Annotated in this window: 24 protein-coding genes and 1 tRNA gene; 21 read left to right on the top strand and 4 right to left on the bottom strand. The window is 55.4% G+C overall.

Annotated elements, in window-relative coordinates:
• Nucleotides 1-75 precede the first annotated feature (75 nt).
• The 5 genes from PEL8287_RS14805 (at nt 76) to PEL8287_RS14780 (ending at nt 8,651) form a co-directional block, all read left to right on the top strand.
• Nucleotides 76-2,511 carry a tetratricopeptide repeat protein gene (locus tag PEL8287_RS14805; RefSeq protein ID WP_176228663.1) on the top strand — a complete coding sequence of 812 codons (2,436 nt, stop codon included), beginning with the start codon at nt 76-78 and terminating at the stop codon, nt 2,509-2,511.
• 335 nt (nt 2,512-2,846) lie between these two features.
• Nucleotides 2,847-3,032, top strand: coding sequence for a hypothetical protein (locus PEL8287_RS14795; RefSeq protein ID WP_085893209.1), 186 nt, complete (start codon nt 2,847-2,849; stop codon nt 3,030-3,032).
• A 152-nt stretch (nt 3,033-3,184) separates the two neighbouring features.
• On the top strand, nt 3,185-4,060 hold the full coding sequence (locus PEL8287_RS14790) for a cyanophycinase (RefSeq protein ID WP_085893208.1): 876 nt from the start codon (nt 3,185-3,187) through the stop codon (nt 4,058-4,060).
• Between the two features lie 38 nt (nt 4,061-4,098).
• Nucleotides 4,099-6,900, top strand: coding sequence for a cyanophycin synthetase (gene cphA, locus PEL8287_RS14785; protein WP_085893207.1), 2,802 nt, complete (start codon nt 4,099-4,101; stop codon nt 6,898-6,900).
• Nucleotides 6,897-8,651, top strand: a complete 1,755-nt coding sequence (locus PEL8287_RS14780; protein ID WP_139837823.1) for a Mur ligase family protein — start codon at nt 6,897-6,899, stop codon at nt 8,649-8,651. Before cphA ends, PEL8287_RS14780 begins: the two co-directional genes overlap by 4 nt.
• 422 nt (nt 8,652-9,073) lie before the next feature.
• Here the strand turns inward: PEL8287_RS14780 and PEL8287_RS14775 are convergent.
• Nucleotides 9,074-9,148 (bottom strand) — tRNA-Thr (locus PEL8287_RS14775).
• Nucleotides 9,149-9,234: 86 nt separating this feature from the next.
• Between PEL8287_RS14775 and PEL8287_RS20080 the strand changes: the two genes are divergently transcribed.
• The 3 genes from PEL8287_RS20080 to PEL8287_RS14765 are packed head-to-tail and all read left to right on the top strand — an operon-like array spanning nt 9,235 to nt 11,125.
• A complete protein-coding gene (locus PEL8287_RS20080) occupies nt 9,235-9,384 on the top strand; it encodes a hypothetical protein (protein ID WP_176228662.1) in 150 nt (49 codons plus the stop codon).
• A gap of 5 nt (nt 9,385-9,389) precedes the next feature.
• The gene (gene murA, locus PEL8287_RS14770) at nt 9,390-10,658 is read left to right on the top strand and encodes a UDP-N-acetylglucosamine 1-carboxyvinyltransferase (RefSeq protein WP_085893205.1); all 1,269 of its coding nucleotides are present in this window, start codon (nt 9,390-9,392) and stop codon (nt 10,656-10,658) included.
• A complete protein-coding gene (locus tag PEL8287_RS14765; RefSeq protein WP_085893204.1) occupies nt 10,655-11,125 on the top strand; it encodes a DUF2948 family protein in 471 nt (156 codons plus the stop codon). Before murA ends, PEL8287_RS14765 begins: the two co-directional genes overlap by 4 nt.
• A 122-nt stretch (nt 11,126-11,247) precedes the next feature.
• Here PEL8287_RS14765 and PEL8287_RS14760 read toward each other — a convergent pair whose 3' ends face one another.
• Nucleotides 11,248-11,652 (bottom strand): c-type cytochrome, encoded by a 405-nt coding sequence (locus tag PEL8287_RS14760; RefSeq protein WP_085893341.1) that lies wholly within the window; start codon nt 11,650-11,652, stop codon nt 11,248-11,250.
• Nucleotides 11,653-11,821: 169 nt separating this feature from the next.
• Here PEL8287_RS14760 and hisD point away from each other — a divergent pair, with 169 nt between their 5' ends.
• The 7 genes from hisD to PEL8287_RS14730 all read left to right on the top strand — a co-directional run bounded on the left by hisD (nt 11,822) and on the right by PEL8287_RS14730 (nt 16,349).
• Nucleotides 11,822-13,123, top strand: a complete 1,302-nt coding sequence (gene hisD, locus PEL8287_RS14755) for a histidinol dehydrogenase (protein ID WP_085893203.1) — start codon at nt 11,822-11,824, stop codon at nt 13,121-13,123.
• 304 nt (nt 13,124-13,427) lie between these two features.
• Complete coding sequence (locus PEL8287_RS14750) at nt 13,428-14,072, top strand: hypothetical protein (RefSeq protein WP_085893202.1); 645 nt, start codon at nt 13,428-13,430, stop codon at nt 14,070-14,072.
• 14 nt (nt 14,073-14,086) lie between these two features.
• Nucleotides 14,087-14,227 (top strand): hypothetical protein, encoded by a 141-nt coding sequence (locus tag PEL8287_RS20075; RefSeq protein ID WP_176228661.1) that lies wholly within the window; start codon nt 14,087-14,089, stop codon nt 14,225-14,227.
• A 205-nt stretch (nt 14,228-14,432) separates the two neighbouring features.
• Nucleotides 14,433-14,912: a UPF0262 family protein gene (locus tag PEL8287_RS14745; protein WP_085893201.1), complete on the top strand. Its 480-nt coding sequence runs from the start codon at nt 14,433-14,435 to the stop codon at nt 14,910-14,912.
• 5 nt (nt 14,913-14,917) lie between these two features.
• Complete coding sequence (locus PEL8287_RS14740; protein ID WP_085893200.1) at nt 14,918-15,379, top strand: arsenate-mycothiol transferase ArsC; 462 nt, start codon at nt 14,918-14,920, stop codon at nt 15,377-15,379.
• The gene (locus tag PEL8287_RS14735) at nt 15,376-15,768 is read left to right on the top strand and encodes a ketosteroid isomerase-related protein (RefSeq protein WP_085893199.1); all 393 of its coding nucleotides are present in this window, start codon (nt 15,376-15,378) and stop codon (nt 15,766-15,768) included. Before PEL8287_RS14740 ends, PEL8287_RS14735 begins: the two co-directional genes overlap by 4 nt.
• Nucleotides 15,765-16,349, top strand: coding sequence for a GNAT family N-acetyltransferase (locus PEL8287_RS14730; RefSeq protein ID WP_085893198.1), 585 nt, complete (start codon nt 15,765-15,767; stop codon nt 16,347-16,349). Before PEL8287_RS14735 ends, PEL8287_RS14730 begins: the two co-directional genes overlap by 4 nt.
• Here PEL8287_RS14730 and PEL8287_RS14725 read toward each other — a convergent pair.
• Nucleotides 16,346-17,128 (bottom strand): maleate cis-trans isomerase family protein, encoded by a 783-nt coding sequence (locus tag PEL8287_RS14725; protein ID WP_235862313.1) that lies wholly within the window; start codon nt 17,126-17,128, stop codon nt 16,346-16,348. The two genes, PEL8287_RS14730 and PEL8287_RS14725, sit on opposite strands and share 4 nt — an antisense overlap.
• 464 nt (nt 17,129-17,592) lie before the next feature.
• On the opposite strand from PEL8287_RS14725, the gene rpsD reads away from it, so the two are divergent.
• From rpsD to PEL8287_RS14700, 5 genes are all read left to right on the top strand, one after another.
• On the top strand, nt 17,593-18,213 hold the full coding sequence (gene rpsD / locus PEL8287_RS14720; protein ID WP_085893197.1) for a 30S ribosomal protein S4: 621 nt from the start codon (nt 17,593-17,595) through the stop codon (nt 18,211-18,213).
• Nucleotides 18,214-18,296: 83 nt separating this feature from the next.
• Nucleotides 18,297-19,718 carry a homospermidine synthase gene (locus tag PEL8287_RS14715; protein WP_085893196.1) on the top strand — a complete coding sequence of 474 codons (1,422 nt, stop codon included), beginning with the start codon at nt 18,297-18,299 and terminating at the stop codon, nt 19,716-19,718.
• Between the two features lie 75 nt (nt 19,719-19,793).
• On the top strand, nt 19,794-20,879 hold the full coding sequence (hisC, locus tag PEL8287_RS14710) for a histidinol-phosphate transaminase (RefSeq protein ID WP_085893195.1): 1,086 nt from the start codon (nt 19,794-19,796) through the stop codon (nt 20,877-20,879).
• Nucleotides 20,876-21,796: a prephenate/arogenate dehydrogenase family protein gene (locus tag PEL8287_RS14705; protein ID WP_085893194.1), complete on the top strand. Its 921-nt coding sequence runs from the start codon at nt 20,876-20,878 to the stop codon at nt 21,794-21,796. Before hisC ends, PEL8287_RS14705 begins: the two co-directional genes overlap by 4 nt.
• Nucleotides 21,793-22,404 carry an extensin-like domain-containing protein gene (locus tag PEL8287_RS14700; protein ID WP_085893193.1) on the top strand — a complete coding sequence of 204 codons (612 nt, stop codon included), beginning with the start codon at nt 21,793-21,795 and terminating at the stop codon, nt 22,402-22,404. Before PEL8287_RS14705 ends, PEL8287_RS14700 begins: the two co-directional genes overlap by 4 nt.
• Nucleotides 22,405-22,410: 6 nt before the next feature.
• Here PEL8287_RS14700 and PEL8287_RS14695 read toward each other — a convergent pair whose 3' ends face one another.
• Nucleotides 22,411-23,418, bottom strand: a complete 1,008-nt coding sequence (locus PEL8287_RS14695) for a DUF2125 domain-containing protein (protein WP_085893192.1) — start codon at nt 23,416-23,418, stop codon at nt 22,411-22,413.
• A gap of 68 nt (nt 23,419-23,486) precedes the next feature.
• Here PEL8287_RS14695 and PEL8287_RS14690 point away from each other — a divergent pair, with 68 nt between their 5' ends.
• Nucleotides 23,487-24,017 carry a gamma-glutamylcyclotransferase gene (locus PEL8287_RS14690; protein WP_085893191.1) on the top strand — a complete coding sequence of 177 codons (531 nt, stop codon included), beginning with the start codon at nt 23,487-23,489 and terminating at the stop codon, nt 24,015-24,017.
• Nucleotides 24,018-24,062: the final 45 nt, after the last annotated feature.

Below are 24,062 nucleotides of genomic sequence, written 5' to 3'. Positions count from 1 at the left end.
TCGCTGTTGTCATGCTTTAATTGCCCAAAACATGGATTATGTTGACTCTTGAAAAGAGCGACCAAAGGAACAATGATGATACCTCCCCGGAAATTTGTACGTTTGTCCGCTGTCCTGCTATCCGCGATGCTGGTTCTGACAGCCTGTGAAAGCTCGGAAGAGCGTGCGCAGAAGCATTTCGAGTCAGGAATGGAACTGTTGCAGCAAGGGGATGTATCCCGGGCACTTGTCGAATTCCGAAATGTCTTCAAGCTAAACCCACAGCACAAGGAAGCGCGGCTGGTATTTGCCCGCACCCAGTTGGAAAATGGCGCGCGCGCTGGTGCCTATGCGCAGTATTTGCGATTGGTTGAACAGTATCCCGATACGATTGAGGCACGAATTGAACTGGCCGAAATGGCTGTGGAAGCACAAAATTGGGAAGAGGCCGAACGCCATGGTCGTGCTGCACAGGAATTGGACCCAGACAATCCCCGGGTCAAGGTGATCGGGCTTGCCCTGGACTATGCAAAAGCGGTTCGCGACAAGAACCTGCCTGAGATCGAAAAGCAGGCGGAAAAAGCCGAAACTGTTCTGGAAGAGCAACCTGAAAGTTTGATTGCGCGCCGCATTGTACTGGATGCAGACCTGCGAAAGCAAAACTTTGCAGCGGCCCTTTCGACAATCAATGCAGGGCTGGCGTTTCATCCGGAAAACTATTCTCTGAACTCGACCAAGCTACAAATTCAGTTGCGGCAAAAGGATATGGACGGTGTTGGAGTGACATTGAAGTCCATGGTCGATCTGTACCCTGAAAATGATGAAATCCGGAAGTTGATGATTGCCTGGTTTCTCGACCGCAAGGATTTGAAAGGTGCCGAGGTTTTCCTGCGCGACTTGGCGTCGGCCCCGGATGCCGACGAGACGGCAAAGATGACGGTTGTGCGCTTTCTTCTGGAGACCAGTGGCCCCGATGCGGCGCGCGCCGAACTGGAAAACCTGATCGCATCTGAAGAAAATGCAATTTCCTACCGGGCACTTCTGGCTTCGTTGGATTTTGAGTCCGGCAACAAGGACAAGGCGGTTGCCGCGCTTGAAACGCTGGTCGGCGAAGGAGAGCCAAGCGAAGACAGAACCCAGGCCAAAGTTGTGCTGGCGCGTATGTTGGCGCAGATGGGCAACAAGGTGGGTGCCCGCTCGCGTGTCGAGGAAGCGATTGAAGAAGATTCCTCTAATGTGGATGCCCTCAAGATGCGGGCGGCCTGGCTGATCGAGGAAGATAAGCCCGACCAGGCGGTTCTGGATTTGCGCACAGCATTGACGCAAAACCCCCGCGATGCGGCGATCATGACACTGATGGGACTTGCACATGAACGTGCTGGCGACCGCGCCCTGGCGGGTGAACGCTATGCTCTGGCTGTCGAGGTATCTTTGCAGGCGCCGGCAGAGTCGCTTCGCTACGCGGAATTTCTGGTTACGGATGGTCGTATTGAAGCTGCGAAAGCTGTACTTAGCGAAGCACTTGAAAAGGCCCCTGCAAACCTGGATTTGCTGCAAAGCATCGCGGCATTGCATCTGCGCACCGAAGATTGGAGTGAGGCCACTCGTGTTGTTTGGAAACTGCGCGCGATGGAAGATGATCGGGCAAACGCTATTGCCAACGGTATCGAAGCCGACCTGTTGTTGCGTCAGGATAGAGTCGACGAGACAGTTTCTTTTCTCGAGGGATTGGTGAACGAAGGTTCAGACCAAAGTCTTGCTGCATTGTCGGCCCTGATTCAGACACATGTGCGTTCGGGTCAGATCGATAAAGCTGTGGACCTTGTCGAAAAAAGCCTGGCCGAAAACCCAAGTGACCTTGCGATGCGCTATACCCGCGCGGGTCTTCACATGATCCAGAATGAACGCGCCGAGGCCGAAAAAATATACCGAGAGCTGATTGCTTTAGCACCAGGAAACCGTCGTGTGTTGCTTGTGTTGAATTCGCTTCTTGTGGCTGATGGCCGCGCCGACGAAGCCGCTGCATTGGTCGACGAGCAGATTGAAAAAGCACCTGATGCGACAACCGCGTTGCAGATAAAGGCAGAACGGCTGGAGAAGGAACGGGATTACGACGGTGCAATCGCGATTTACGAGAAGTTATATGAACGCGACAGCAATAATGTGGCTGTTGCCAATAACCTCGCCAGCATGATCACCACCTACCGTGACGATCCGGAAAGTCTGGATCGGGCCTTTGCCGTCGCACGGCGGCTGAAGTCTTCCAACATTCCTGCACTGCAGGATACCTATGGCTGGATCGAATATCGTCGTGGCAATTTCAAAGAGGCACTGACGTATCTTGAGCCAGCTGGAAAGGGTATGCCGGAGCATCCTCTGGTTCAGTATCACTTGGGGATGGCCTATAAAGCGCTCAGCCGGAATGATGACGCCAAGAAGGTTTTGACGCGCGCGCTTGAGCTGGCGAAGGACGATCCGCTACCACAGTATGAGAAGGCGCGAGAGGCGCTGAAAGAACTGGAAACACAGTAATCTCAGAAAGCATCGCGTGTTGCATATGGCCCGAGCGCAGTGTTGGGGCTGTCGCGCTCAAGCGAGCGCTATCAGGCGAAGCCTGGTAGTGATGATGTGTTGCGCTTGGCGAAGATCCGATGGGCCAAAATACGGCAGATATGGCGCCCTGAAGGTAACAGCGCTGCTGCGCATGTAAGGCTGGAACGTCAATTGCAAGAGGTTGAGCGTTTGTGGGCAAAGAAGGCCTGCAACTGCCTCATCGACAAAAGAAACGCAGGCTGCTTCGTCATACGCGCGCGCCAACGCATCCAAACCACATCTGGGCATAGACTTTGTTCATGACAAGTTAGGCAATGGGCGCAGCTATAAATGCTAACAGTGATGCCTTTTATGCGTTTTGTGGGCCTCTTGAAAAACCTTTGGCCCTGCCGGATGATATTGTTAAAGTACCTGACCTGCATGACGTCATTCAGATTTTGATCCAAACCGGCATGTCGCACGCAAAGAAAAAAGCGTATAGCGAAACAGAACTAGGATAGTGACCTCCTTTGAAACTGATCATGAAAGCGCCACAAGATCCGGGTTTGTTGCCTGCGCTGAACAGGGCAATTCACACCAAATACCAAGAACAATAAACACGAACCAATAGGTCCCCAAGTACACACGGGGAGACAGAGGATAGCAGATTGCCATGTGCCCAGCACCAATTTCAGAGAATGCCGATCGAGGATACATCATCCCGATCGGCGGGGGGGAAGACCGGGTTAAGGAAATGCAGATTCACCGCAAGTTCGTGGAGCTTTCGGGCAGCGAAGATGCAGATATCATTGTTATTCCCACGGCGTCCATGCTGGAAGAAACCGGCCCAGATTATAACCGGATTTTTTCTGAGCTGGGGGCCGGAAGGGTCGAATTTTTGCCGATCTCCACCCGCGCGGATTGTAACAACCCCAGATTTGTTGAAATGCTGGACCGGGCGACGGGCATCTTTATGACCGGCGGCAATCAATTGCGTCTGTCGGCCATTCTGGGCGGCACATTGGTTGCGCAAAAGATTCGCCGCCGCAATGCCGCGGGTGTTCCCGTTGCAGGTACCTCAGCCGGTGCATCTGTCATGTCCGAGCACATGGTTGCCGGAGGCAGCAGCAATTCTGCCCCAGCTGAAGGCAATATCACTTTGGCGCCGGGTATGGGGCTGACCAATGCCGTGATCATCGATCAGCATTTCACCCAGCGAAACCGGCTTGGACGTCTGCTAACGGCTTCTTCTTACAATCCTTTTCTGATTGGGCTTGGAATTGACGAAGATACAGCGGCTTTCATCGGGCCCGACAATGTGCTGGAAGTTGTGGGCAGCGGAACTGTCACAGTTGTGGACGCCAGCCACCTCACGCATTCGTCAATGTGGGACGCGCGTGAAGGCGAAGCCCTGAGTCTGTTAGGCCTTCGGCTTGACGTTTTGGGGGAAGGGTGCCGTTATGATCTGACGGAACGTGTTGCTTATCCACCGGATGAACACATGGCGTTCTGCACACTCGTTGCGCCGAATGATACAAGTCTTGGGTGATCCGGGGGCACTATCAGTTTTTTTGAGCGGGAAAACAAATGAAGATTATCTCAACCAATGTTTTTGTCGGCCCTAATGTTTGGGCAAGCTTTCCAGTCATACGTCACGTTATTGACCTGGGGTTTCTCGAAAACTGGCCCTCGGCAAAAATCGGAACTGACTATATTGATGCCCTTGTAGATGCGTTGCCCGGGCTTGAAGAACATGGCTGTTCTTACCGCGAGCCAGGCGGATTTATCCGCCGTTTACGCGAAGACGAGGGGACTTGGCTGGGCCATGTTCTGGAACATTGTGCATTGGAGATTCAGGGCGTTGCCGGTACTGACGTAACGTTTGGGCGTACAAGGTCCACAGGAGAACCGGGCCAGTACAACATGGTTTACCAATACCGCCAACGCGATGTCGGGCTGGCTGCAGGTGAACTGGCGCTGCGCCTGTTGATGCATCTGCTGCCGCAATCTCTGAAAGATCAGTCTGACTACGAATTTGATCCGGATTTCGACTGGGAAGACGAAATGCGCGCTTTCGTACTGCGGGCGCAACGCAAGGAATTTGGCCCTTCGACCGGTTCGCTGGTCAAAGCGGCCGAAGAACGTGACATACCCTGGATTCGCCTGAACCAGCATTCGCTGGTTCAATTCGGACATGGTAAATATCAAAAGCGGATTCAGGCCACGATCACCTCGGAAACCAAACATATTGCAGTCGAGATTTCCTGCGACAAGGAAGACACGCATAATCTGTTGAATGACCTTGGCTTGCCGGTGCCGCAGCAACACATGGTTTATAGTTCCCGCGAAGCAGCGCGGGCGGCACGGCGCATTGGCTACCCGGTTGTGGTAAAACCTCTGGATGCCAATCATGGGCGCGGCGTGTCAATCAACCTGAATACCGACGAAGAAGTTGAGGCCGGCTTTGACGAAGCCAAGCAACATTCCAAAAGTCGCGCCATTCTGGTTGAAAGCTTTGTCACCGGATTTGATCACAGGATGCTGGTCGTGAACAACAAGCTTGAGGCGGTGGCCAAGCGGGTGCCCGGCCATGTTGTCGGTGATGGCGAACACACCATTGCGCAGTTGATCGAAATCGTGAACCAGGACCCTCGCCGCGGGATCGGCCACGAAAAAGTGCTGACAATGCTGGAGCTGGACAGCCAAGCCAATCGCCTGCTGGCCGAAGCTGGTCATGACTCCGAGACGGTTTTGCCCAAAGGAGAGGTCTTTTACCTGCGTTCAACAGCCAATCTGTCGACAGGGGGCACGGCGATTGACATGACCGACATCGTCCACCCCGACAACCGCGACATGGCCGAGCGCGCGATCATGGCTGTCGGGCTGGATGTTGGTGGTGTGGATTTTCTGATTGATGACATCACCAAATCCTACAAAGAAATCGGTGGAGCAATTGTTGAAGTCAATGCTGCCCCTGGATTTCGCATGCATGTTGCGCCCTCGGAAGGGCAACCGCGCGATGTGTCAGGCAAGGTGATCGACATGCTGTTTCCGGCGGGCGAGGAAGCCCGCATTCCGATTGCCGCAATCACCGGGACCAATGGCAAGACCACCACGTCGCGAATGCTGGGCCACATCATGAAGGGCAGCGGCAGGACCGTTGGCATGACGTCGACCGACGGAGTTTATGTGGATGGCAAGCTGAGCGTCAAAGGCGACATGACCGGGCCTAAATCGGCGCAGATCGTATTGCGCGATCCGAAAGTCGATTTCGCGGTGATGGAAACCGCACGCGGCGGGCTGGTACGGTCTGGGCTTGGGTATCAGAGATCAAACGTGGCCGCCTGTCTGAATGTGTCCGCTGACCACCTGGGTCTGGGCGGCATTAACACTGTGGAAGAACTGGCCGTGGTCAAACGCGTGGTTGTGGAAAGTGCCACGGATACGGCCGTGCTCAATGCCGACGATATCAACTGCCTGAAGATGGCAGATTATACAGATGTCGATACGATCTTTTATGTGACCACTAATCCCGGACACCCCCTGGTAAAGGAACACATTAAATCCGGCGGCAAGGCGATTGTGCTGGAAAGCGGCATGAATGGCGACATGCTGACGATATATGACAACGGGCTTCACATGCCTGTACTGTGGTCACATCTGATCCCAGCATCACTGGAAGGCAAGGCTATCTTCAACGTTCAGAACGCGATGTTTGCGGCAGCCATGGCCTATAGTTTCGGGGTGGATCTGGATAATATCCGCCACGGGCTGCGCACCTTTGACACCAGTTATTTCCAGGCGCCGGGTCGTATGAATGTGTATGATGAACTGCCGTTCAAGGTGATTCTGGATTACGCTCATAACCCGGCTGCGATTGGTGCCATGACAGGGCTTTCTGACCGGCTTGATGTAAAGGGCCGTCGCATTGTCGTAACTGCAATGCCGGGAGACCGCCGCGACGAGGACATCTTGGAAAGCGCCCGGATTATTGCCGGACATTTTGATCATTACATCTGCAAGGCCGATGATCGCCGTCGCGGGCGCGGGCAGGATGAAGTGCCACAGATGATCAAGGCCGAACTGATCCGGCAAGGTGTCGAAGAAAAAGCAATCACCGTAATCCCCGATGAGGTCGAAGCGGTAAATGCCGGGTTGGAAATGGCCGAGGCTGGAGATCTTCTTGTGATACTGGGCGACGACAGTGCGCGCTGTTGGAAGCAAATCATTTATTTTAACGCCAGCGAAGAAGAGACCCAAGCCGAGGCTGCGACTCCCAATCCCACACAGACGGTTGAATTCGAAGAAATGCTCGACGCTGACCAAACCCTGATCCGGGATGAACGCGGCGTGCGGCTTGCGCGCGAAAGCAGTGAAGATGCGGATTGAACGGGGTAATGCCGATGGACCGGATCGAAGCCCTTGAAGCCGCATTGTCAATTGAAAGCGCGCAAGCTGATAATATCCGCGTTGATGATGTCCGTCGCCTGACAGGGCCAGGCTTGATGTGGGACCTGCCCGGCGCGGTGATTGATGTTTTCTTTGATGATGTCGATGCCGATCAGGTCGTGGAACTGTGGAACAAGCATGCACGCCGGGTGTTGGATGCGCTTGGCTGGCAGGATGAAAGCCTCGCATCGCGTCAGTTTCAGGGCGGTGTGAATCTGGCGCTCTCGGCGCCGATGGATCAACTTTACTCAAGTGTTTTTGCGGCGCAGACGGCCTGGCATTTCTGTGCCGCGGCGCTGTTGGATCAGGAACCGGATGACTTTGACAGCATGATTGCGGACGTCAAAGGCGTCATGGCGCAAGAGGCTAACCCGGCGCTGATCACGCTGATTACGGCGGCGCACGAACATGGCGTGGATATCCTGTGTGATGACGACGAGATTTCGGTCGGTCATGGCAATGGCAGCAAAGTCTGGCCAGTGGATGCTTTGCCTGCACCAGATCAGGTTGACTGGGCCACGCTTCATGATGTGCCTATTGCCTTTATCACCGGCACCAATGGCAAAACCACAACCACCCGGCTTTGCACTGCCATTGCCAAAGCTGCGGGCAAGGTCGCCGGGTTGACCTCGACCGATTTTGTACGTGTCGGCGATAAAATTCTGGATAGGGGAGATTACTCTGGCCCGGGTGGCGCGCGTATGCTGCTACGCAATCCGCGTCTGGAGGTCGCCTGTCTTGAAGTGGCCAGAGGCGGCATTCTGCGCCGCGGGTTGCCGACACGGCGGGCCCGTGTTGCGGTTGTGACCAATGTCGCCAACGACCATCTGGGACAATACGGTGTTAACACTGTGCCTGAACTGGCCCAGGCCAAATTTGCTGTTCACCGAACTCTGGCCGAGGATGGGGTGCTGGTATTGAATGCGGACGACGCGTTTGTCGTAGCTGAAGCGGCGCATACGGATGCAACAATCTGGTGGGTGTCGTTGAATCCAAATGCCCCCCAGGTGCAAAGCGCCCGTGCAAAGGGCATTCCCTGCGCATTTCTGCGGGAAAAAACACTGGTTTTCTTTGACGGGCAGGCAGAGCAGTCGATGATTTCCCTGTCTGATGTGCCGATCACCATGCATGGGGCGGCGAAATACAACATCTCTAACGTGTTGGAAGCGCTCTGTGTAGGAAAGGCCATGGACTTTCCTGATACTGCGATTTGCGCCGGATTGTCATCGTTCAGGCCGGACGCCAAAGACAATCCCGGTCGTTGCAATGAATTTTCGTATGGTGGTGCTCGGGTGTTTGTGGACTTTGCCCATAATCCTCATTCGATAGCTGCGGTCTGCGACGCCATGTCAGAACTGCCTGCCAAGCGCCGATTCATCATGTTGAGTCACGCTGGGGACAGATCGGATCAGGATATCCATGACGTCACCCTGACTGCGTTGAAGTTCGATCCCGACATCGTGGTTGCCACCGAATTGGAGGGCTATCTGCGCGGCCGGAACCTGGGGGAAGTACCAGTTTTGATCGAAAAGGCAGCGATCGGTGCAGGGTTGAGCCCTGACCAGATGCAGTTCGCCGACTCTCCAAAGCATGCAGCGCAGATGATCTTGAAGCAATTGCAACCCGGAGATCTGGCCTTGCTGCTTGTATTGGCCGAGCGCGACGAGGTTTTCCAGCTTTTGGGTGAATGAATTCTTGGATCGGGTGACCTGAGTTTGCGCAAGCCAATCGTGAAGGATGGTGCCGTCAGGCCGAGTTTGCTGAAAAGAGGATGTTGGAGTGCGTTAAGCGGATGGTCGGGACAAAGAACCAGGCTATCATCAAAGTTGATGAATCTAAGATGGAAACGCTGCTGTGGCGTGTTTCCTACTTGCTGAAAAGTCAGAAAAGCCGCTGTCAAATGTGAGTAGGCCCCTAGACGATACGGAGCCTGCCCTTTGTTTCCTCTCAGGTGCCTGGGAAATATAGAAAAATGAAAGCTACGCAGTGTCCTGTCTGCAGTTCAGGCTGGCGTTTTTGAAGCCGCTGACGTGCAGGCCCGAAGATATGCGGGGGGTAGGATACATCTTAGCTCACAAGACGTTCGGCAATTCTTGCTGGGATAAGTGTGATATGGTGCTGCTGGGGAGGATTGAACTCCCGACCTCGTCATTACCAATGACGCGCTCTACCACTGAGCTACAGCAGCACATCGTGGCGGGCTGATTAGCCCCTTATGGCGGGTGGTGCAAGCGTTATCTGGACCCTTTTTAATGCCTGCTGTAGAGAGGGGCCATGGATAAGCAAGAGTCCAAGAAAAAGACTGGAAAAGAGCCGCAGTCGCGTGAAGACCGGTTAAAGGCGGCATTGAAGGCCAACCTGAGCCGGCGTAAGTCGCAACTGCGCGCGCGCGAGGGTGTTAAGACCGCTAAAGAAAAAGGTTAGAGCAGATGGATTCGATTATCGTGACAGGAAATGGCCCGTTGAATGGGCAGATCCCTATTGCAGGGGCCAAGAACGCCTGTCTGACGCTGATGCCTGCTACGTTGCTGAGTGATGAGCCGCTGACACTGACCAATGCGCCGCGCCTGTCGGATATCAAGACCATGACAGAGTTGCTCAGATCGCTTGGTGCAGAAGTGACACAACTGCAGGACGGGCAAGTTCTGGTGATGTCCAGCCATGCGCTGAACAACCACGTGGCCGATTATGACATTGTGCGTAAAATGCGGGCTTCGATTCTTGTACTGGGTCCCATGCTGGCCCGCGACGGCCACGCGGTGGTGTCTTTGCCGGGGGGCTGTGCCATTGGCGCACGCCCTGTTGATCTGCATCTCAAGGCGCTAGAGGCGATGGGGGCCGAACTGGAGCTGAAAGAAGGCTATGTGCACGCAAAAGCGCCCGGCGGCCTGAAAGGTGGCAACGTCGATTTTCCGCTTGTATCGGTCGGAGCCACGGAAAATGCCCTGATGGCGGCGACATTGGCCAAGGGAACCACGGTACTGAACAACGCGGCACGCGAGCCCGAGATTGTTGATCTGGCAGATTGCCTGCGCCGCATGGGGGCGCAGATCGATGGGGATGGCACAAGCACTATCACGATCCAAGGTGTTGACCGGTTGAATGGGGCGACCCATCCGGTGGTCACTGACCGTATCGAACTGGGCACTTATATGCTGGCACCGGCCATATGTGGTGGTGAGTTGGAATGCCTGGGTGGCCGGATCGACCTGGTCGGCGCATTTTGTGAAAAGCTGGACGCGGCGGGGATCAGTGTGGAAGAAACGAAAACCGGTCTGAAAGTTGCCCGCAAGAATGGACACGTCCGCGCCGTTGATGTGACAACCGAGCCGTTTCCGGGCTTTCCGACCGACCTGCAGGCGCAGATGATGGCGCTGATGTGTACCGCCCAGGGTACCAGCGTGCTGGAGGAAAAGATTTTCGAGAACCGGTTTATGCACGCGCCTGAACTTATCCGAATGGGCGCCAAAATTGATGTGCATGGCGGCACCGCTACTGTGACCGGAGTTGAGCGCCTGAAAGGCGCGCCGGTGATGGCAACCGATCTGCGGGCCTCTGTTTCGCTTATACTGGCTGGTCTGGCTGCTGAAGGCGAGACAATTGTCAGTCGGGTTTATCACCTTGATCGGGGATACGAACACGTGGTGCGCAAACTGGAAAGTGTCGGCGCCCGTATAGAACGGATTTCGGGTCAATGAACAACGACGCCACATTTGAAGATGGCCGCGAGGCGCCGCTGAATTTAGGCGCTTTCGACCCGGAAGACCTGCAGGTGATTTCGTCCTTGCTGCAGGACGCGATATTTCCGATCACTGAAATGACATGGCGCTCCGGGCAGCGGTGTTTTGCTTTGCTGCTCAACCGGTTCCGATGGGAGGATCCCGGCCGTGGGCGTCATGCGCCCGAGCGTGTGCAGTCGCTTTTAGTAATTGATAATGTGCTGGGGGTGGCCAGTCAGGGGATTGACCGGCAGGACCGCGAGATGATCCTGTCTTTGCTGGCAGTCACCTTTGAACCGGGTGAGGAAGGCGCAGGTCATGTCCTGCTGACGCTGGCAGGCGATGGTGCGATCCGGCTTGAGATTGAGGCGCTGGAAGTAACGTTGAAAGACGTCACACGCCCCTATATCGCGCCTTCTGGAAAAATTCCTGATCACAATCTCTAAAACCTGTGGGCATGCGTCCTGGTTTATTCAAAATTTCCGCGGCCAATGTCGGCGCGTGAATCCTTGCGCCCCAATTTTAAATCTTTGGTTTGGCGCAAGGATATGGGATTTGAGTGGCGGACCTATTTCTGAATTGATTCCAGATAGTAGGCCAGCGACAAAATACGACCGCGCACGATGATCTCGGAGCCGTAGGGGCCTGCATTTTCAATCTCCTTGGTGAAACGTTTGCCCCACGTCGGCATTGGATAGCCATGCCCCTTGATCCCTTGCCGACCATCAATTGTCTGGATCACCGCAAGCATCGGGAACACACCATCATTTGCGGCGCTGAGATTTGTCAGGGCTGGCACAGGAACAGTCATAAGTTCAGCAAGAGGACCGTCGCCTGCAGCAGTTTCCCCATGGCAGGCCACGCAACTTTCCATGTATTCCGCCTTGCCTGTGTCCTCGGCAAGGGCTGCACCTGACAGGGCAGTTACAAAGGCAGTCGCGAGTGCGGTTGTTTTTTTGTTCGGTTTTTGCATCAAAAATCCTCCTTTTTTGTGCATCAGCGCGATGTCGGGGCGTATTCACCCCACTTGAAGCCTAATCACCTTGGCAACTTGCGCATTGATGCGGATCAAGCCGTTATTGGTGTGGCTTGAGCCTTGGCGCTGATGGCTTTAAGGGTCGGGGAACCAAGGAGGCTGCCCGATGCCGGTTTTTCTGAACGCCCACGATGCTGATTTTGAAAACGCCTTTGCCGCCCTTTTGGGCGCCAAGCGTGAGGACAGCCCTGATGTGGATCACATTGTGGCGGGGATCATTGCGGACGTTCGCAAGCGAGGCGATACAGCACTGATCGAGCTGACTGAAAAATTTGACCGGCTGGCACTGACGCCTGAAACTCTGCGGTTTTCGACGGAAGAAATTGCAACCCTTGTGGCGCAGGTACCTGATAACGAGCGTGCCGCGCTTGAACTGTCTGCGGCGCGCATCCAAGACTATCACGCGCGCCAGATGCCTTCTGATGAGACATGGACAGACGACACAGGCGCGATGCTGGGCTGGCGCTGGTCGCCGGTAAGTGCGGCGGGTTTGTATGTGCCGGGGGGGCTGGCCTCGTATCCGTCCTCGGTCTTGATGAATGCCATTCCGGCCAAGGTTGCGGGGGTCGAACGATTGGCCATTGCCGTACCGACACCGGACGGGCAGGCCAACCCGCTGGTGTTGCTGGCGGCGCAACTTTCAGGCGTGGACGAAGTATACCGCATTGGCGGTGCGCAAGCGATTGCGGCACTGGCCTATGGCACCGAAACGATTGCGCCAGTGGACAAGATCACCGGGCCCGGCAACGCCTTTGTCGCGGCGGCCAAGCGGCGGGTGTTCGGCAAGGTCGGAATTGACATGATTGCGGGGCCGTCGGAAATTCTGGTGATTGCCGATGCCAGTCAAAACCCCGACTGGATTGCGCTGGATATGCTCAGCCAGGCTGAACATGACGAAAGCGCGCAATCCATCCTGATTACGAATGACGCCGGTATGGCCCATGCTGTCAGCGCCGCAATCGATAAGCATCTGCAAACGCTGGAACGACGCAAGATTGCAGGAGCCAGTTGGCGAAATTTTGGCGCCGTGATTATAGTGCCCGATCTGGATCGTGCGGCGGAGCTTAGCAATCGCATCGCGCCCGAGCACCTTGAGTTGTGCGTGGAAGACCCTGATGCGCTTTCGCAAAAGATTACCCATGCCGGTGCGATATTCCTTGGCGCCTGGACGCCCGAGGCAATTGGCGATTACGTTGGCGGGCCAAACCACGTGCTGCCCACCGCCCGTTCGGCACGGTTCAGCAGCGGGTTGAGTGTGATGGATTTTGTCAAACGCACCACGCTGGCCAAAATGACGCCCGAGGCCCTGCGCACTATTGGCCCTACGGCTGAAACGCTGGCGATCAGCGAAAGCCTTGAGGCGCACGGCCTGTCGGTGCGTGCGCGACTGGACCATCTGAACGACTAAAGCCTTTTGCACTTTCCCTGTTGCAGGCAGAATGGAAAAGGCCCGCGCCCTCCCTGCGCTTAACTGTGTCGGGCTAGGGATATCCGCCACAGCCCGCCAGAAAGATTTTCAGATGCCGGACAGCGCCAACCTGTCACTGAATGCCAGCTAAATTGCGGGAATAAAGCAAGAATTCCGTTGTTTTTTCCCAATGCCCAAATTGCGTAACGCGACGGGTGTTTAGGGTACGGAGATCCTTACCTTATGCCGTGCCTCTGCATGCATCAACGTGAAGTTGTGGGCTTTTCTGGAAGTCAGGTTAAATATGAAGTTTGCTCTCAACCTTACCGTCGCTGCTGCCTTAAGCGTGACTGGTACTCAATATGCCTATTCCGGCGGGGAAGAGAAATCCGTTTGGGATGATTGCCGCGCCACCAATCGCTGCACACTCGAATATGATTATCTGGCCAATCAGGAAACTGACCCGTTTCTATTTAATGGGAGAGAAATAAACGAAAAACATCCTCGGTGGCACCAATTTCAGGAGGCGGTGGAAGAATACACTCATACGCGCCAATGTTTGGTTCCAACCGAGCAAGGCAAAGACAAACCAAATTTGTTACTTCTCGATGAGCACGCTATCGGAACAGGCCGAGGTGCAGAAGTCTGTATTTACCGAATTATGCGAAGTTTAAACGACGTCAACCGCATAGAGGCTTGGTTGACATATCATGATTTTAAGTTCGGAGAGAAACGGTGGGTTGTGGATGAAAACTATATCCCGCGCTTTAAAACCAAAGCCGTTTCAAAAATCACCGCTTGGTGGACGATCGAACGATATCGTGAGGTCAATCCCTCTTGGCTCGCGCAGCTTACAGGAATTGATCTCATTTTGAATTACCAAGTCGTGGTCGGATTTTCACGTGAAGATAAAGTTAGAGGCGTCAGAGTTGTAACGCCATCAAAATAATATAGGGGAACGACATGGGCGCTTTGAAGCTTGCAGTAAACCACATCTTCGGCCCGTGGGCGTATTTGCAGATTGTTTATGAGGGGCCAGAAATAGAAGTACAGGTCCTGATCGGCAATTTCTATGACGAAAATCTTCGATTTGACTTTCCATAGGTTCGTGCTTCTTATTTCTTACGATGCTACAGAACATGGGTTTGTGGTGCCCCATATGTGCAAAGATAAATTTCCATTAGTGTGACAGGTGTGATCGGATTATTGAAGGGGCCCTTGGTGCCCCTCTCTTTCTTTATCTGCTGCATTGCCCCTAGGAGCGGGCTGCGATAGTCAATTGTGAACGCGCAGTGCAAGAGATTTACCCATGAGCCATATCAGCCATATCGAACTGGACGACGCCAACCTACCCCCGCCGACGCCGGAAATCGAGCAGGAGCGCAAGGTTGCGATGTTTGACCTGATCGAAGAAAACACCTTTGATCTGCCAAAACGCGATGGCCGCGACGTACCGGATGGCCCATACCGCGTTGGCCTGTCAATTCGCGAAAAACGTCTGGTGTTCGATATCCGCACCGAAGTCGATGAGCTTGCGGCCGAATTCCACCTGTCACTGTCGCCATTCCGGCAAGTGGTCAAGGATTACTGGGCTATTTGTGAAAGCTATTTCGATGCGGTCAAGAACATGCCGCCCAGTCAGATAGAAACCATCGATATGGCCCGTCGTGGCATCCATAACGAGGGCGCCCGCATTCTGGAAGAACGCCTGGAAGGTAAGGCGAATATCGACAATGTTACTGCCCGCCGCCTGTTCACGCTGATCTGCGTGTTGCATTTCGGAGGGTGATACGGATGGCGGAGGAACTGCCTCAATCTGTATTGTTTTGCTGCGATCATAACGCAGTCAGGTCGCCCATGGCTGAAGGCATCATGAAGAAGTTCTATGGGACAGACACTTATGTGCAGTCTGCCGGCGTTAAAAGTGATATGGAAATTGATGGCTTCAGTATCGCGGTCTGCAAGGAAATCGGGGTAGAGCTGGACCGGCACCGTACCCGCAGCTTTGACGAGATGGAGCAATGGGGCGATGATTTGTCTTCGTTTGATCTGGTGGTCTCCCTCAGTCCCGCAAGCCAGCGCCGTGCGCTGGAACTGACAGGCGTGTTTCACCTGGATGTGGTCTATTGGCCGATTATGGATCCGACGGGTTTGGCCGAAACCCGCGAAGCCAAGATGGATGCCTATCGTCAGACCCGTGACCAGATCATCTCGCATCTGATCGAACGTTGGGGTAATCCAAAGGACGAAGAATGACCGAAACCATCCGCCAATATTTCGACGCTTTCAACAACGGTGATTTGCCCGGCATGCTGGCATGCCTGTCCGAGGACGTGGCCCACCATGTAAATGAAGGGCAGGTGCGCCGTGGCAAGGATATGTTCCGCAGTTTTTGCGAGCACATGAATCGCTGCTACCGCGAGGAACTGACTGACTTAGTGATTTTCGAAGCCGAGGCGGGCACCCGGGCCGCAGCAGAGTTTGTCGTCAACGGCACCTATCTGGAAACGGATGATGGCTTGCCTAAGGCCGAGGGACAAACCTACTGCCTGCCTGCCGGATCGTTTTTTTCGTTGAAAGACGGGATGATCACGCGGGTTGTGACCTATTACAATCTGGCGGACTGGATCCGGCAGGTTTCATGATCCGGGTTCAGCGGCTGACAGGTGAAGGTCTGGCTGCGGCGCTCGAGGATGTAGCGCAGCTAAGGATCGAAGTTTTCCGGGCGTGGCCCTATCTGTATGACGGCGACGTTGCCTATGAACGGAACTATCTGCAGACCTACCGCAAAAGCAATAATGCCATCCTTGTCGGGGCGTTTGACGCGGGGCGGTTGGTGGGCGCCTCAACAGGGACGCCTATGAAGGATCACGCGGATGATTTCGGTGCAGCCTTTGCCGGGCAGAAAATCGACCTGCAGGATATCTTCTATTGCGCCGAAAGCGTGCTCTTGCCTGAATATCGCGGACACGGCATTGGCCATCAGTTTTTTGATGCCCGCGAAGCGCACGCCCGTGATCTGGGGCACAGCCATGTCGCCTTTTGTGGGGTGCTTCGTTCGGCAGAGCATCCCTTGCGACCTGAGGGATATCAAGCGCTTGACCCTTTCTGGCGCAAACGCGGTTACGCCCCGGTAAACGGGGCCATAGCGCGGTTTCGCTGGAAAGATATCGATCAGCCTAAAGAGACCGAGCATTCATTGCAGTTCTGGATGCGCACGCTTTAGTGATCCCGAAGCAGACAGCCCAGCCCCGGCAGGCGATCATGGACACCCGCCAGCCGCAGGCAGTCCCAAAGCATGGCCTGATTGCTGCAGATTACTGGTTTGCCTAATGATTGTTCAATCTGGTCCACCACATCAATGCTGCGCAATGCGCCGCAACTGAGCAGCACCGCGTCAGCATCAGGCTCGTCGATGGCATGGGCAAACTCGATCAGATAGTCAGGGGCAACCCGGATCATTTCGGTATCATAGTTCAGACCCATGCCGTGGGCGTTTAACACCGTGAACCCGGCACTTTCCAGATACTGCACGACGTTATCATTCAGTTCGGGAATGTAGGGTGAACCCAAAACGATCTTCCGGGCTCCTACCGCAGTCAACGCCTTGCGCACGGCTCCGGCGAGGGTCGATGTTTTGGACCCTGGCGCCCCTTTGACGAGTTCCGCGCATGAGGCTTCTTCCCCGACGGCGACGGTGCCTGACGTGCAGGCAAAAGCAATCACGTCCAGCCCGTCGTCCGGCAGGATGCGCGCCGCGGTGTCGGCCAGCGAGCCGCGCAGTTGTGCTAGACTGTCGGTTGAAATCTCGCGTGGCATGGTGGCTCGGCAGAAGTAGGCCCCAACCCCGGCGGGCAGGTGGCGTATCATGTCATCTTCGATCGTTTGCTCGTTGGGGATAAGGACAAAGCCGATTTTGGCCCGCGCATTGCGCCCTACGTCAAAGCGCACATTGTCCAGAACGGCCTGTCTTTGGCTGTTGGTCATCTGCAGCGGCTTGTCCATGCGATAGTGCCTTTCACGGTGCCCTTGAAGTCGTAAATGGAATATGTATCTGAAGCAACAAAATGGTTACCAGTCAACGATCCCCTCCCAGGAAGACCGAACATGACCACTCGTGCGGTCAAAGTGGCAGATATGTTCGACTGAGGCCGATAGCGTCCATCCCGCAAGCGCTGCGTTTTCAACCTTGGATCATCCCGGCCGCCTTTGAGTGTCTCACCATTGCCTGAAACTTGAATCTGACCCGCATAACCACCCTGATTTTGCGCGGTGACGGCTAGCTCGTCCAAAGCGGCAGGATGGGCGTATGCAGCTGACTGAGCTTTGTAGCGTTTTCCGCTGTTGACTCCGCCCAAAGCCCCTGTATAAGCGCGCTTTCATTGGTGTTGGTGGCCCCTGCAAGGGGATGCCTGTCGGGCCTAGGCCAGAGGACAACGCCCTTCATACTCGAACGAAGGAGATCAGCCGTGACCAAACGCACGTCTGCCAAGTACAAAATTGACCGCCGGATGGGTGAAAACATCTGGGGTCGTCCGAAATCCCCCGTGAATCGCCGTGAATACGGCCCCGGTCAGCACGGCCAACGTCGCAAGGGCAAGCTTTCTGACTTTGGTCTGCAGCTGCGCGCCAAGCAGAAGCTGAAGGGCTACTACGGCGATCTGACCGAGAAGCAGTTCAAGCGTATCTATGCCGAGGCTGAGCGTGTCAGAGGCGATACCGGCGAAAACCTGATTGGCCTGCTCGAGCGACGTCTGGACGCGGTTGTGTACCGTGCCAAGTTTGTTGCGACCATGTTTGCCGCACGTCAGTTCGTGAACCACGGCCATGTTCGTGTGAATGGCAAGAAAGTGAATATCCCCTCGTACCGTGTGAAAGAGGGTGACGTAATTGAGGTCCGTGACCGGTCTAAACAGATGGGTGTTCTGCTGGAAGCCGTTCAACTGGCCGAGCGCGATGTGCCTGATTACATTGATGCCGATCATTCGAAAATGGTTGCGACTTTTGTCCGCACACCGGGGCTGGGCGATGTGCCTTATCCGGTCATGATGGAACCGAACCTCGTTATCGAATTCTACGCGCAGAACTAAGCCTGCGTAGCGCCGAAATTAAGGGGCCGCGCTGGTAAGGCGCGGCCCTTTTTTGTATTCTGACCTTTTGCGCGAGGAACATGATGTCCAAGAACTATCCCGTATATGGGCGCATTGACGGCCCTGTTGTCATCATTGGTTTTGGCTCGATCGGGCGGGGCACATTGCCGCTGATCGAACGCCATTTTGAATTTGACGCCGAACAGATGGTGGTAATTGACCCTGATCCGGGTGTTCATAATTTTCTGGCACAACGCGGCATTCGCCATGTGCAACTGGCGCTGAAGCCCGAAAATTACCGCCGGGTACTGGGCGAGATTTTTGGTGATGGGCCGGGGTTTTGCGTGAACCTGAGCGTGGACACATCATCGCTGGACATCATGAAGTTCTGCCGCGAGAGCAACGTTCTTTACATCGACACGGTGGTCGAGCCTTGGGCGGGGTATTATTTCGGCACCACTGACAATGCCGAACGGACCAACTATGCGTTACGCCAGAAGGTGCGCGACGAAAAGGCGGCCAATCCAGGCGGGACAACGGCTGTATCGTGTTGCGGGGCCAATCCCGGCATGGTCAGTTGGTTCGCGAAGGAGGCGCTGCTGACCTTGTCCGAGGATATCGGCCACAAGGTCGAAGCTCCGAAAAACCGCGAGGGCTGGGCTACGCTGATGCAGAGCCTAGGCGTCAAGGGCGTGCATATTGCCGAGCGTGATACACAGGCCCGCCGCCAGCCGCGTCCACGCAATGTGTTTGTGAATACCTGGTCGGTCGAGGGGTTCATCTCCGAGGGGTTTCAGCCTGCTGAACTGGGCTGGGGTACGCATGAAACTTGGTTTCCTGAAAATGGCCATAGCCACGAAACCGGCTGTCGGGCAGGTATCTGGCTGGAGCGGCCTGGGGCGATCACGCGGGTACATACCTGGTGCCCAACCCCGGGGCCTCAATTCGGCTTTCTGGTGACCCATAACGAGGCTATTTCGATTTCGGATTATTACACCGTCGGTGATCCGGCGGCCCCGGCGTTCCGCCCGACCTGCCACTATGCATATCACCCCTGTGACGATGCGGTTCTGTCGCTGCACGAAATGTTCGGGTCCGGGCGCCAGCAGACCAAGCATGAAATACTGGAAGCGGATGAAATCGTAGAAGGCATTGACGAGTTGGGCGTGCTGCTGTTCGGGCATGAGAAAAACGCGCTCTGGTATGGGTCGCGCCTGTCGAATGACGAGGCGAAACATCTGGCACCCTATCAGAATGCTACCGGGCTTCAGGTGACCAGCGCTGTTTTGGCCGGGATGGTCTGGGCGCTGGAAAATCCCAAGGCGGGCATTGTTGAAACCGACGAGATGGACCATGCCAGATGCCTGGAGGTGCAACGGCCCTATCTCGGCCCAGTTGAGGCGCATTATACCGACTGGACCCCGCTGGTAGACCGGTGGGAGCATTTCCCCGAGGATATCGATGAGAGTGACCCCTGGCAGTTCAGGAATGTTCTGGCCAGTTGATCGGTGCGTAGCCGGGGGCGATTCTTGCTTCCCCTGATCCCGCTGCGCCGCTAAGACAGGCCGATGGAGGACCAGATGAACAAGATTACGCCCCAACCTGGCATCATGGATATCGACCTTTATCAGGGCGGCGCGTCCCATGTTGAGGGTCTGTCGAATGTCGTCAAGCTAAGCTCGAACGAAAATCCGTTCGGCCCCTCAGAGGCGGCGAAAGAGGCGTTTCGCAAGACAGCATTTGACCTGCACCGCTATCCGTCGACCGATCACGCCAGCCTGCGGATGGCAATTGGCGAGATTCACGGGGTGGATGCCTCGCGCGTGGTTTGTGGTGTCGGAAGTGACGAAATCATCGGCTTCCTGTGCCAAGGCTTTGCCGGTCCGGGAGATGAGGTGATCTATACCGAACACGGCTTTGCCATGTACAAGATTTACGCAAAGGCCAACGGGGCCACACCGGTTGAAGTGCGTGAACGGGAACGGGTCGTCGATGTCGATGCCATTTTGAAGGCATGCACAGATCGTACGCGGCTGGTTTTTATTGCCAACCCTAACAATCCGACCGGCACGATGATTGGTGAGGCCGATATGATCCGCCTTGCCAATGGTCTGCCGGATCAGGCGTTGTTGGTCATCGATGGTGCCTATGCAGAATATGTCGAAGGTTATGACGGTGGTATAAAGCTGGTCGATACGCGCGACAACGTTGTTATGACGCGCACCTTTTCCAAGCTTTATGGGCTTGGCGGGTTGCGCGTGGGCTGGGGCTATGGCCCACAGTTGGTGGCGGATGTACTCAATCGATTGCGGGGTCCCTTTAACCTTAGCCACGCGGCATTGGTCACGGCCGAGGCCGCCGTACGTGATACCGAATGGGCCGAGAAATGCCGGGCTGACAACACCCGCTTGCGCGCCTGGTTGGCCGAGGCATTGGCGGGACATGGGGTTGCCTCTGATACTTCGACCGCAAATTTCATTCTGGCCCGTTTTGCGGACCAAGCCGAAGCCGAGGCTTGTGACGATTACCTGAAATCCGAAGGGCTGATTGTGCGGCGCGTGGCAGGATATAATTTACCGCATTGTCTGCGCATCACCGTAGGGGACGAGCCAAGCTGCCGCCGGGTGGCCCATGCCGTTGGGCAGTTTATGGCAGGTGCGCGATGAGTGTGATTTATGATCGTGTCGCCCTGATTGGGCTGGGTCTGATTGCGTCATCTATGTTCTGGGCGATGAAACGCGCAGGGTTGGCAGGCGAGGTGACGGGCTATGCCCGTTCGGCAGAAACCCGCGATGTGGCGCGTGAAATTGGCCTGTGCGACAGGGTGTGTGACAGTGCTGCTGAGGCCTGCAAAGGCGCTGATCTGGTCGTTCTTTGTGTGCCGGTGGGTGCGATGGAACAAGTCGCGTGTGACATCGCCCCGGTGCTGAAACCCGGTGCCACGGTCAGCGATGTCGGGTCGGTCAAGAAGGCAGTTATCGACGCGGTCGGGCCGCATCTGCCCGCAGGCGTACATTTTGTCCCGGCCCACCCATTGGCCGGAACCGAGCATTCCGGCCCGCGTTCAGGCTTTGCCGAGCTTTTTGACAACCGCTGGACTCTGATTGTGCCTCAGGACGGGAGCGCCCGTGAGGCGGTGGCCAAGGTTGAGGCATTGTGGCAGGGCATGGGCGCCCATACTGAAGAGATGGATGCCGAGCATCACGATCTGGTGTTGGCTGTCACCAGCCATGCCCCGCACCTGATTGCCTACACGATGGTGGGCGTGGCCGACGATTTGCGCCGTGTGACCGATAGCGAAGTTATCAAGTATTCCGCCGCCGGTTTCCGGGACTTCACCCGGATTGCCGCCAGCGATCCGACCATGTGGCGCGATGTGTTTCTGAATAACAAAGACGCCACGCTGGAGATCCTGGGCCGGTTTACCGAAGAGCTTTTTGCCCTGCAACGGGCCATTCGGACAGGTGACGGTGAGCATCTTCATGCCTATTTCACCCGTACCCGGGCCATCCGCCGTAGCATTATCGAGGCAGGACAGGATACAGATGCTCCTGACTTTGGCCGTGGTAAGAGGGACGGATGAAACGGATTGTTTTACTGGCTATGGTTATTTTGACCGGGTGCTCTTTTGGCGGCGGCAGGAATGATAAAGAAGTCGTTTCCACGCGCGGCTCGGTCTGCGGCATGTCCGAAATCAAGGGTGAGGCAATCGGCCGGGTATCCGGACGTATTCCAGCTTGTGGAATTGGCGAGGCCGTCAGGATCACGTCGATCAACGGCGTGGAGTTAAGCCAGCAAGCCACCATGGAGTGCGGAACGGCGCGCACCCTGAAGAAATGGATGGAACGCAGTATGACCCCGGCAATTGGCCGAACCGGTGGTGGCGTGGCCGGGCTGCGGGTGGCATCGCATTATGCGTGCCGGACGCGCAACAGTCAAAGTGGTGCCCGGATATCCGAGCACGCCAAAGGACGCGCGATTGATATTGCTGCGTTCAAACTTCGGGATGGTTCGGAAATTTCGGTGCTTGAGGATTGGGGTAGCGGTAAGAAGGGCAGGATTTTAAAGAAACTGCACAAATCGGCTTGCGGCCCGTTTGGTACGGTTTTGGGCCCGAATTCTGATCGGCACCACCGCGACCATTTCCATTTTGATACCGCCAGCTATCGCAACGGTGCCTACTGCCGTTAAGACGCGTTAGCGTAGCTTGAGAACAGGCGCGGGCCCGATGGGCAGTGGCCCCAGCATTATGCGTCCGTTTCGGAATCCAAGCGGAATGTCCAGTGTTTTGGGGTTGCCCGCCAATTGGGACATCATCGACAATCCGCTTTCCAGCGTTTCAACCAAGACGTCGGGCATGGCACCGGACGACCCAGCCAGTTTTAGAATATCGCGCCAGTTTTTCGCTTTGATGGTAATTTCACCTGTCGGAAGGCCAGATTTATCTACAGATACTTCTCCCGCAGCCTGTAGTTCCAATTGTCCCCAACGCGCTTCGGCAATTTTGATGCGGATCAGACGGATTTGCGGGCGGGACACTTCGATAGCGCTGCGATCCCAGGGCTTGTCGAATTGAACCGTCAGGTCGGCGCGAAGCGCATCCAGTGCCTGTGGCAGCGTCCCTGTGGGGTCTACATGCATGCGCCAGGACTCAGAGGGCATCAGCCCATCGGTGGAAATGCCTAGTCTGTAAATGGCGTCGCCCTTGTCGGCCATATGTTCGGCGGCAAGGGTAAGGGCCGAAATCCTGGTCAAATTGTCAGAGTTGGCAGGGGAAACCTGAAAGTTTTTGGCCGTCAGTGTAGAGCGTTCCAATTCCAGACTGGTCGTTGCTGCGAGGACAAGACTGGCGCGCATGTCATCGCTTTGAATGTCATACTTTTCCAATGGTGTTGCGATCAGTTGTTTATGCGGCCAGACAGCAATCACGTGGCTAGGCCGATAACTGAGTGCCAGAATCTGAAAGAATGGCGCCTCCCAAGCAATACCAGTTTCAGGGTCGGCCAGCGACAAATCAATAAGATTTGTGTCAAACCTGTTTGGGAAACCCTGAATGCTTAAATCTGAATAGTCGGTTGCCCAGCCTTCGGCGCGACGGGCTTCGAACCACGATTCGAACCCCGTTTTCAACCCGATGGACCCAACAAACCAGTACCCTGCCCAGAGCCCGGACGCGGCCAAAATGATGGTCAGCAGAAATCTCATGCAAAAGCGCCTCTTTAATGCCCCGTCAGCATGGTGTTTATAGGGTGCAAATTGCGAGGAACAGCAAAATGACGATGTGGGTTTTCGGGTACGGATCGCTGGTCTGGAACCCTGGCTTTGAGGTGCAGGAGCGCGTGATTGCCAGCCTGTCAGGTTATCATCGCAGTTTTTGCATGAGAAGCATTCACCATCGCGGCACCGACGAGAACCCTGGCCTTGTCCTGGCACTGGACGAGGCCAAAGATATCGTTTGTCGCGGCGTTGGCCTGTCCGTCGCTACAGAAAAACAAGACGAAGTACTGGCCTATCTGCGTGAGCGCGAGCTGATTTCGTCGGCGTATCTGGAAAAATTCCTTGATATCGAACTGAGCGATGGTCGCCGGGTTGAGGCGGTGACTTATGTGGTGGACCCATACCATGTGCAATACTGCGGTGGACTGGCACTGGAAGAACAGGCGCGGATCATCGCGCAGGCTGTCGGCGGACGTGGCCCCAATACCGAATATCTGTTCAATACCACGGCCCATCTGAACGAATTGGGGATCATGGATGAAGACCTGGAATGGTTGGTCGACCGGGTTCGCAATCTGAACGGTTAACTCTTGGCTTGAACGCGTCAGGCGCGTAGGGTTACCCCAACAAGA

This window comes from Roseovarius litorisediminis, from assembly GCF_900172295.1.
In the GTDB taxonomy this organism is placed as follows: Bacteria; Pseudomonadota; Alphaproteobacteria; order Rhodobacterales; family Rhodobacteraceae; genus Roseovarius; species Roseovarius litorisediminis.
The sequence above is the reverse complement of the archived record's forward strand: the minus strand, read 5'-3'. Positions and strand labels throughout refer to the sequence as shown.

What these genes read in the sequence shown, in the direction of transcription:
- PEL8287_RS14805 (WP_176228663.1), top strand. Translation starts at nt 76, where the DNA reads ATGATACCTCCCCGGAAATTTGTACGTTTGTCCGCTGTCCTGCTATCC.
- PEL8287_RS14795 (WP_085893209.1), top strand. Translation starts at nt 2,847, where the DNA reads ATGGGCGCAGCTATAAATGCTAACAGTGATGCCTTTTATGCGTTTTGT.
- PEL8287_RS14790 (WP_085893208.1), top strand. Translation starts at nt 3,185, where the DNA reads ATGTGCCCAGCACCAATTTCAGAGAATGCCGATCGAGGATACATCATC.
- cphA (WP_085893207.1), top strand. Translation starts at nt 4,099, where the DNA reads ATGAAGATTATCTCAACCAATGTTTTTGTCGGCCCTAATGTTTGGGCA.
- PEL8287_RS20080 (WP_176228662.1), top strand. Translation starts at nt 9,235, where the DNA reads ATGGATAAGCAAGAGTCCAAGAAAAAGACTGGAAAAGAGCCGCAGTCG.
- murA (WP_085893205.1), top strand. Translation starts at nt 9,390, where the DNA reads ATGGATTCGATTATCGTGACAGGAAATGGCCCGTTGAATGGGCAGATC.
- PEL8287_RS14765 (WP_085893204.1), top strand. Translation starts at nt 10,655, where the DNA reads ATGAACAACGACGCCACATTTGAAGATGGCCGCGAGGCGCCGCTGAAT.
- PEL8287_RS14760 (WP_085893341.1), bottom strand. Translation starts at nt 11,652, where the DNA reads ATGCAAAAACCGAACAAAAAAACAACCGCACTCGCGACTGCCTTTGTA.
- hisD (WP_085893203.1), top strand. Translation starts at nt 11,822, where the DNA reads ATGCCGGTTTTTCTGAACGCCCACGATGCTGATTTTGAAAACGCCTTT.
- PEL8287_RS14750 (WP_085893202.1), top strand. Translation starts at nt 13,428, where the DNA reads ATGAAGTTTGCTCTCAACCTTACCGTCGCTGCTGCCTTAAGCGTGACT.
- PEL8287_RS20075 (WP_176228661.1), top strand. Translation starts at nt 14,087, where the DNA reads ATGGGCGCTTTGAAGCTTGCAGTAAACCACATCTTCGGCCCGTGGGCG.
- PEL8287_RS14745 (WP_085893201.1), top strand. Translation starts at nt 14,433, where the DNA reads ATGAGCCATATCAGCCATATCGAACTGGACGACGCCAACCTACCCCCG.
- PEL8287_RS14740 (WP_085893200.1), top strand. Translation starts at nt 14,918, where the DNA reads ATGGCGGAGGAACTGCCTCAATCTGTATTGTTTTGCTGCGATCATAAC.
- PEL8287_RS14735 (WP_085893199.1), top strand. Translation starts at nt 15,376, where the DNA reads ATGACCGAAACCATCCGCCAATATTTCGACGCTTTCAACAACGGTGAT.
- PEL8287_RS14730 (WP_085893198.1), top strand. Translation starts at nt 15,765, where the DNA reads ATGATCCGGGTTCAGCGGCTGACAGGTGAAGGTCTGGCTGCGGCGCTC.
- PEL8287_RS14725 (WP_235862313.1), bottom strand. Translation starts at nt 17,128, where the DNA reads ATGGACAAGCCGCTGCAGATGACCAACAGCCAAAGACAGGCCGTTCTG.
- PEL8287_RS14715 (WP_085893196.1), top strand. Translation starts at nt 18,297, where the DNA reads ATGTCCAAGAACTATCCCGTATATGGGCGCATTGACGGCCCTGTTGTC.
- hisC (WP_085893195.1), top strand. Translation starts at nt 19,794, where the DNA reads ATGAACAAGATTACGCCCCAACCTGGCATCATGGATATCGACCTTTAT.
- PEL8287_RS14705 (WP_085893194.1), top strand. Translation starts at nt 20,876, where the DNA reads ATGAGTGTGATTTATGATCGTGTCGCCCTGATTGGGCTGGGTCTGATT.
- PEL8287_RS14700 (WP_085893193.1), top strand. Translation starts at nt 21,793, where the DNA reads ATGAAACGGATTGTTTTACTGGCTATGGTTATTTTGACCGGGTGCTCT.
- PEL8287_RS14695 (WP_085893192.1), bottom strand. Translation starts at nt 23,418, where the DNA reads ATGAGATTTCTGCTGACCATCATTTTGGCCGCGTCCGGGCTCTGGGCA.
- PEL8287_RS14690 (WP_085893191.1), top strand. Translation starts at nt 23,487, where the DNA reads ATGACGATGTGGGTTTTCGGGTACGGATCGCTGGTCTGGAACCCTGGC.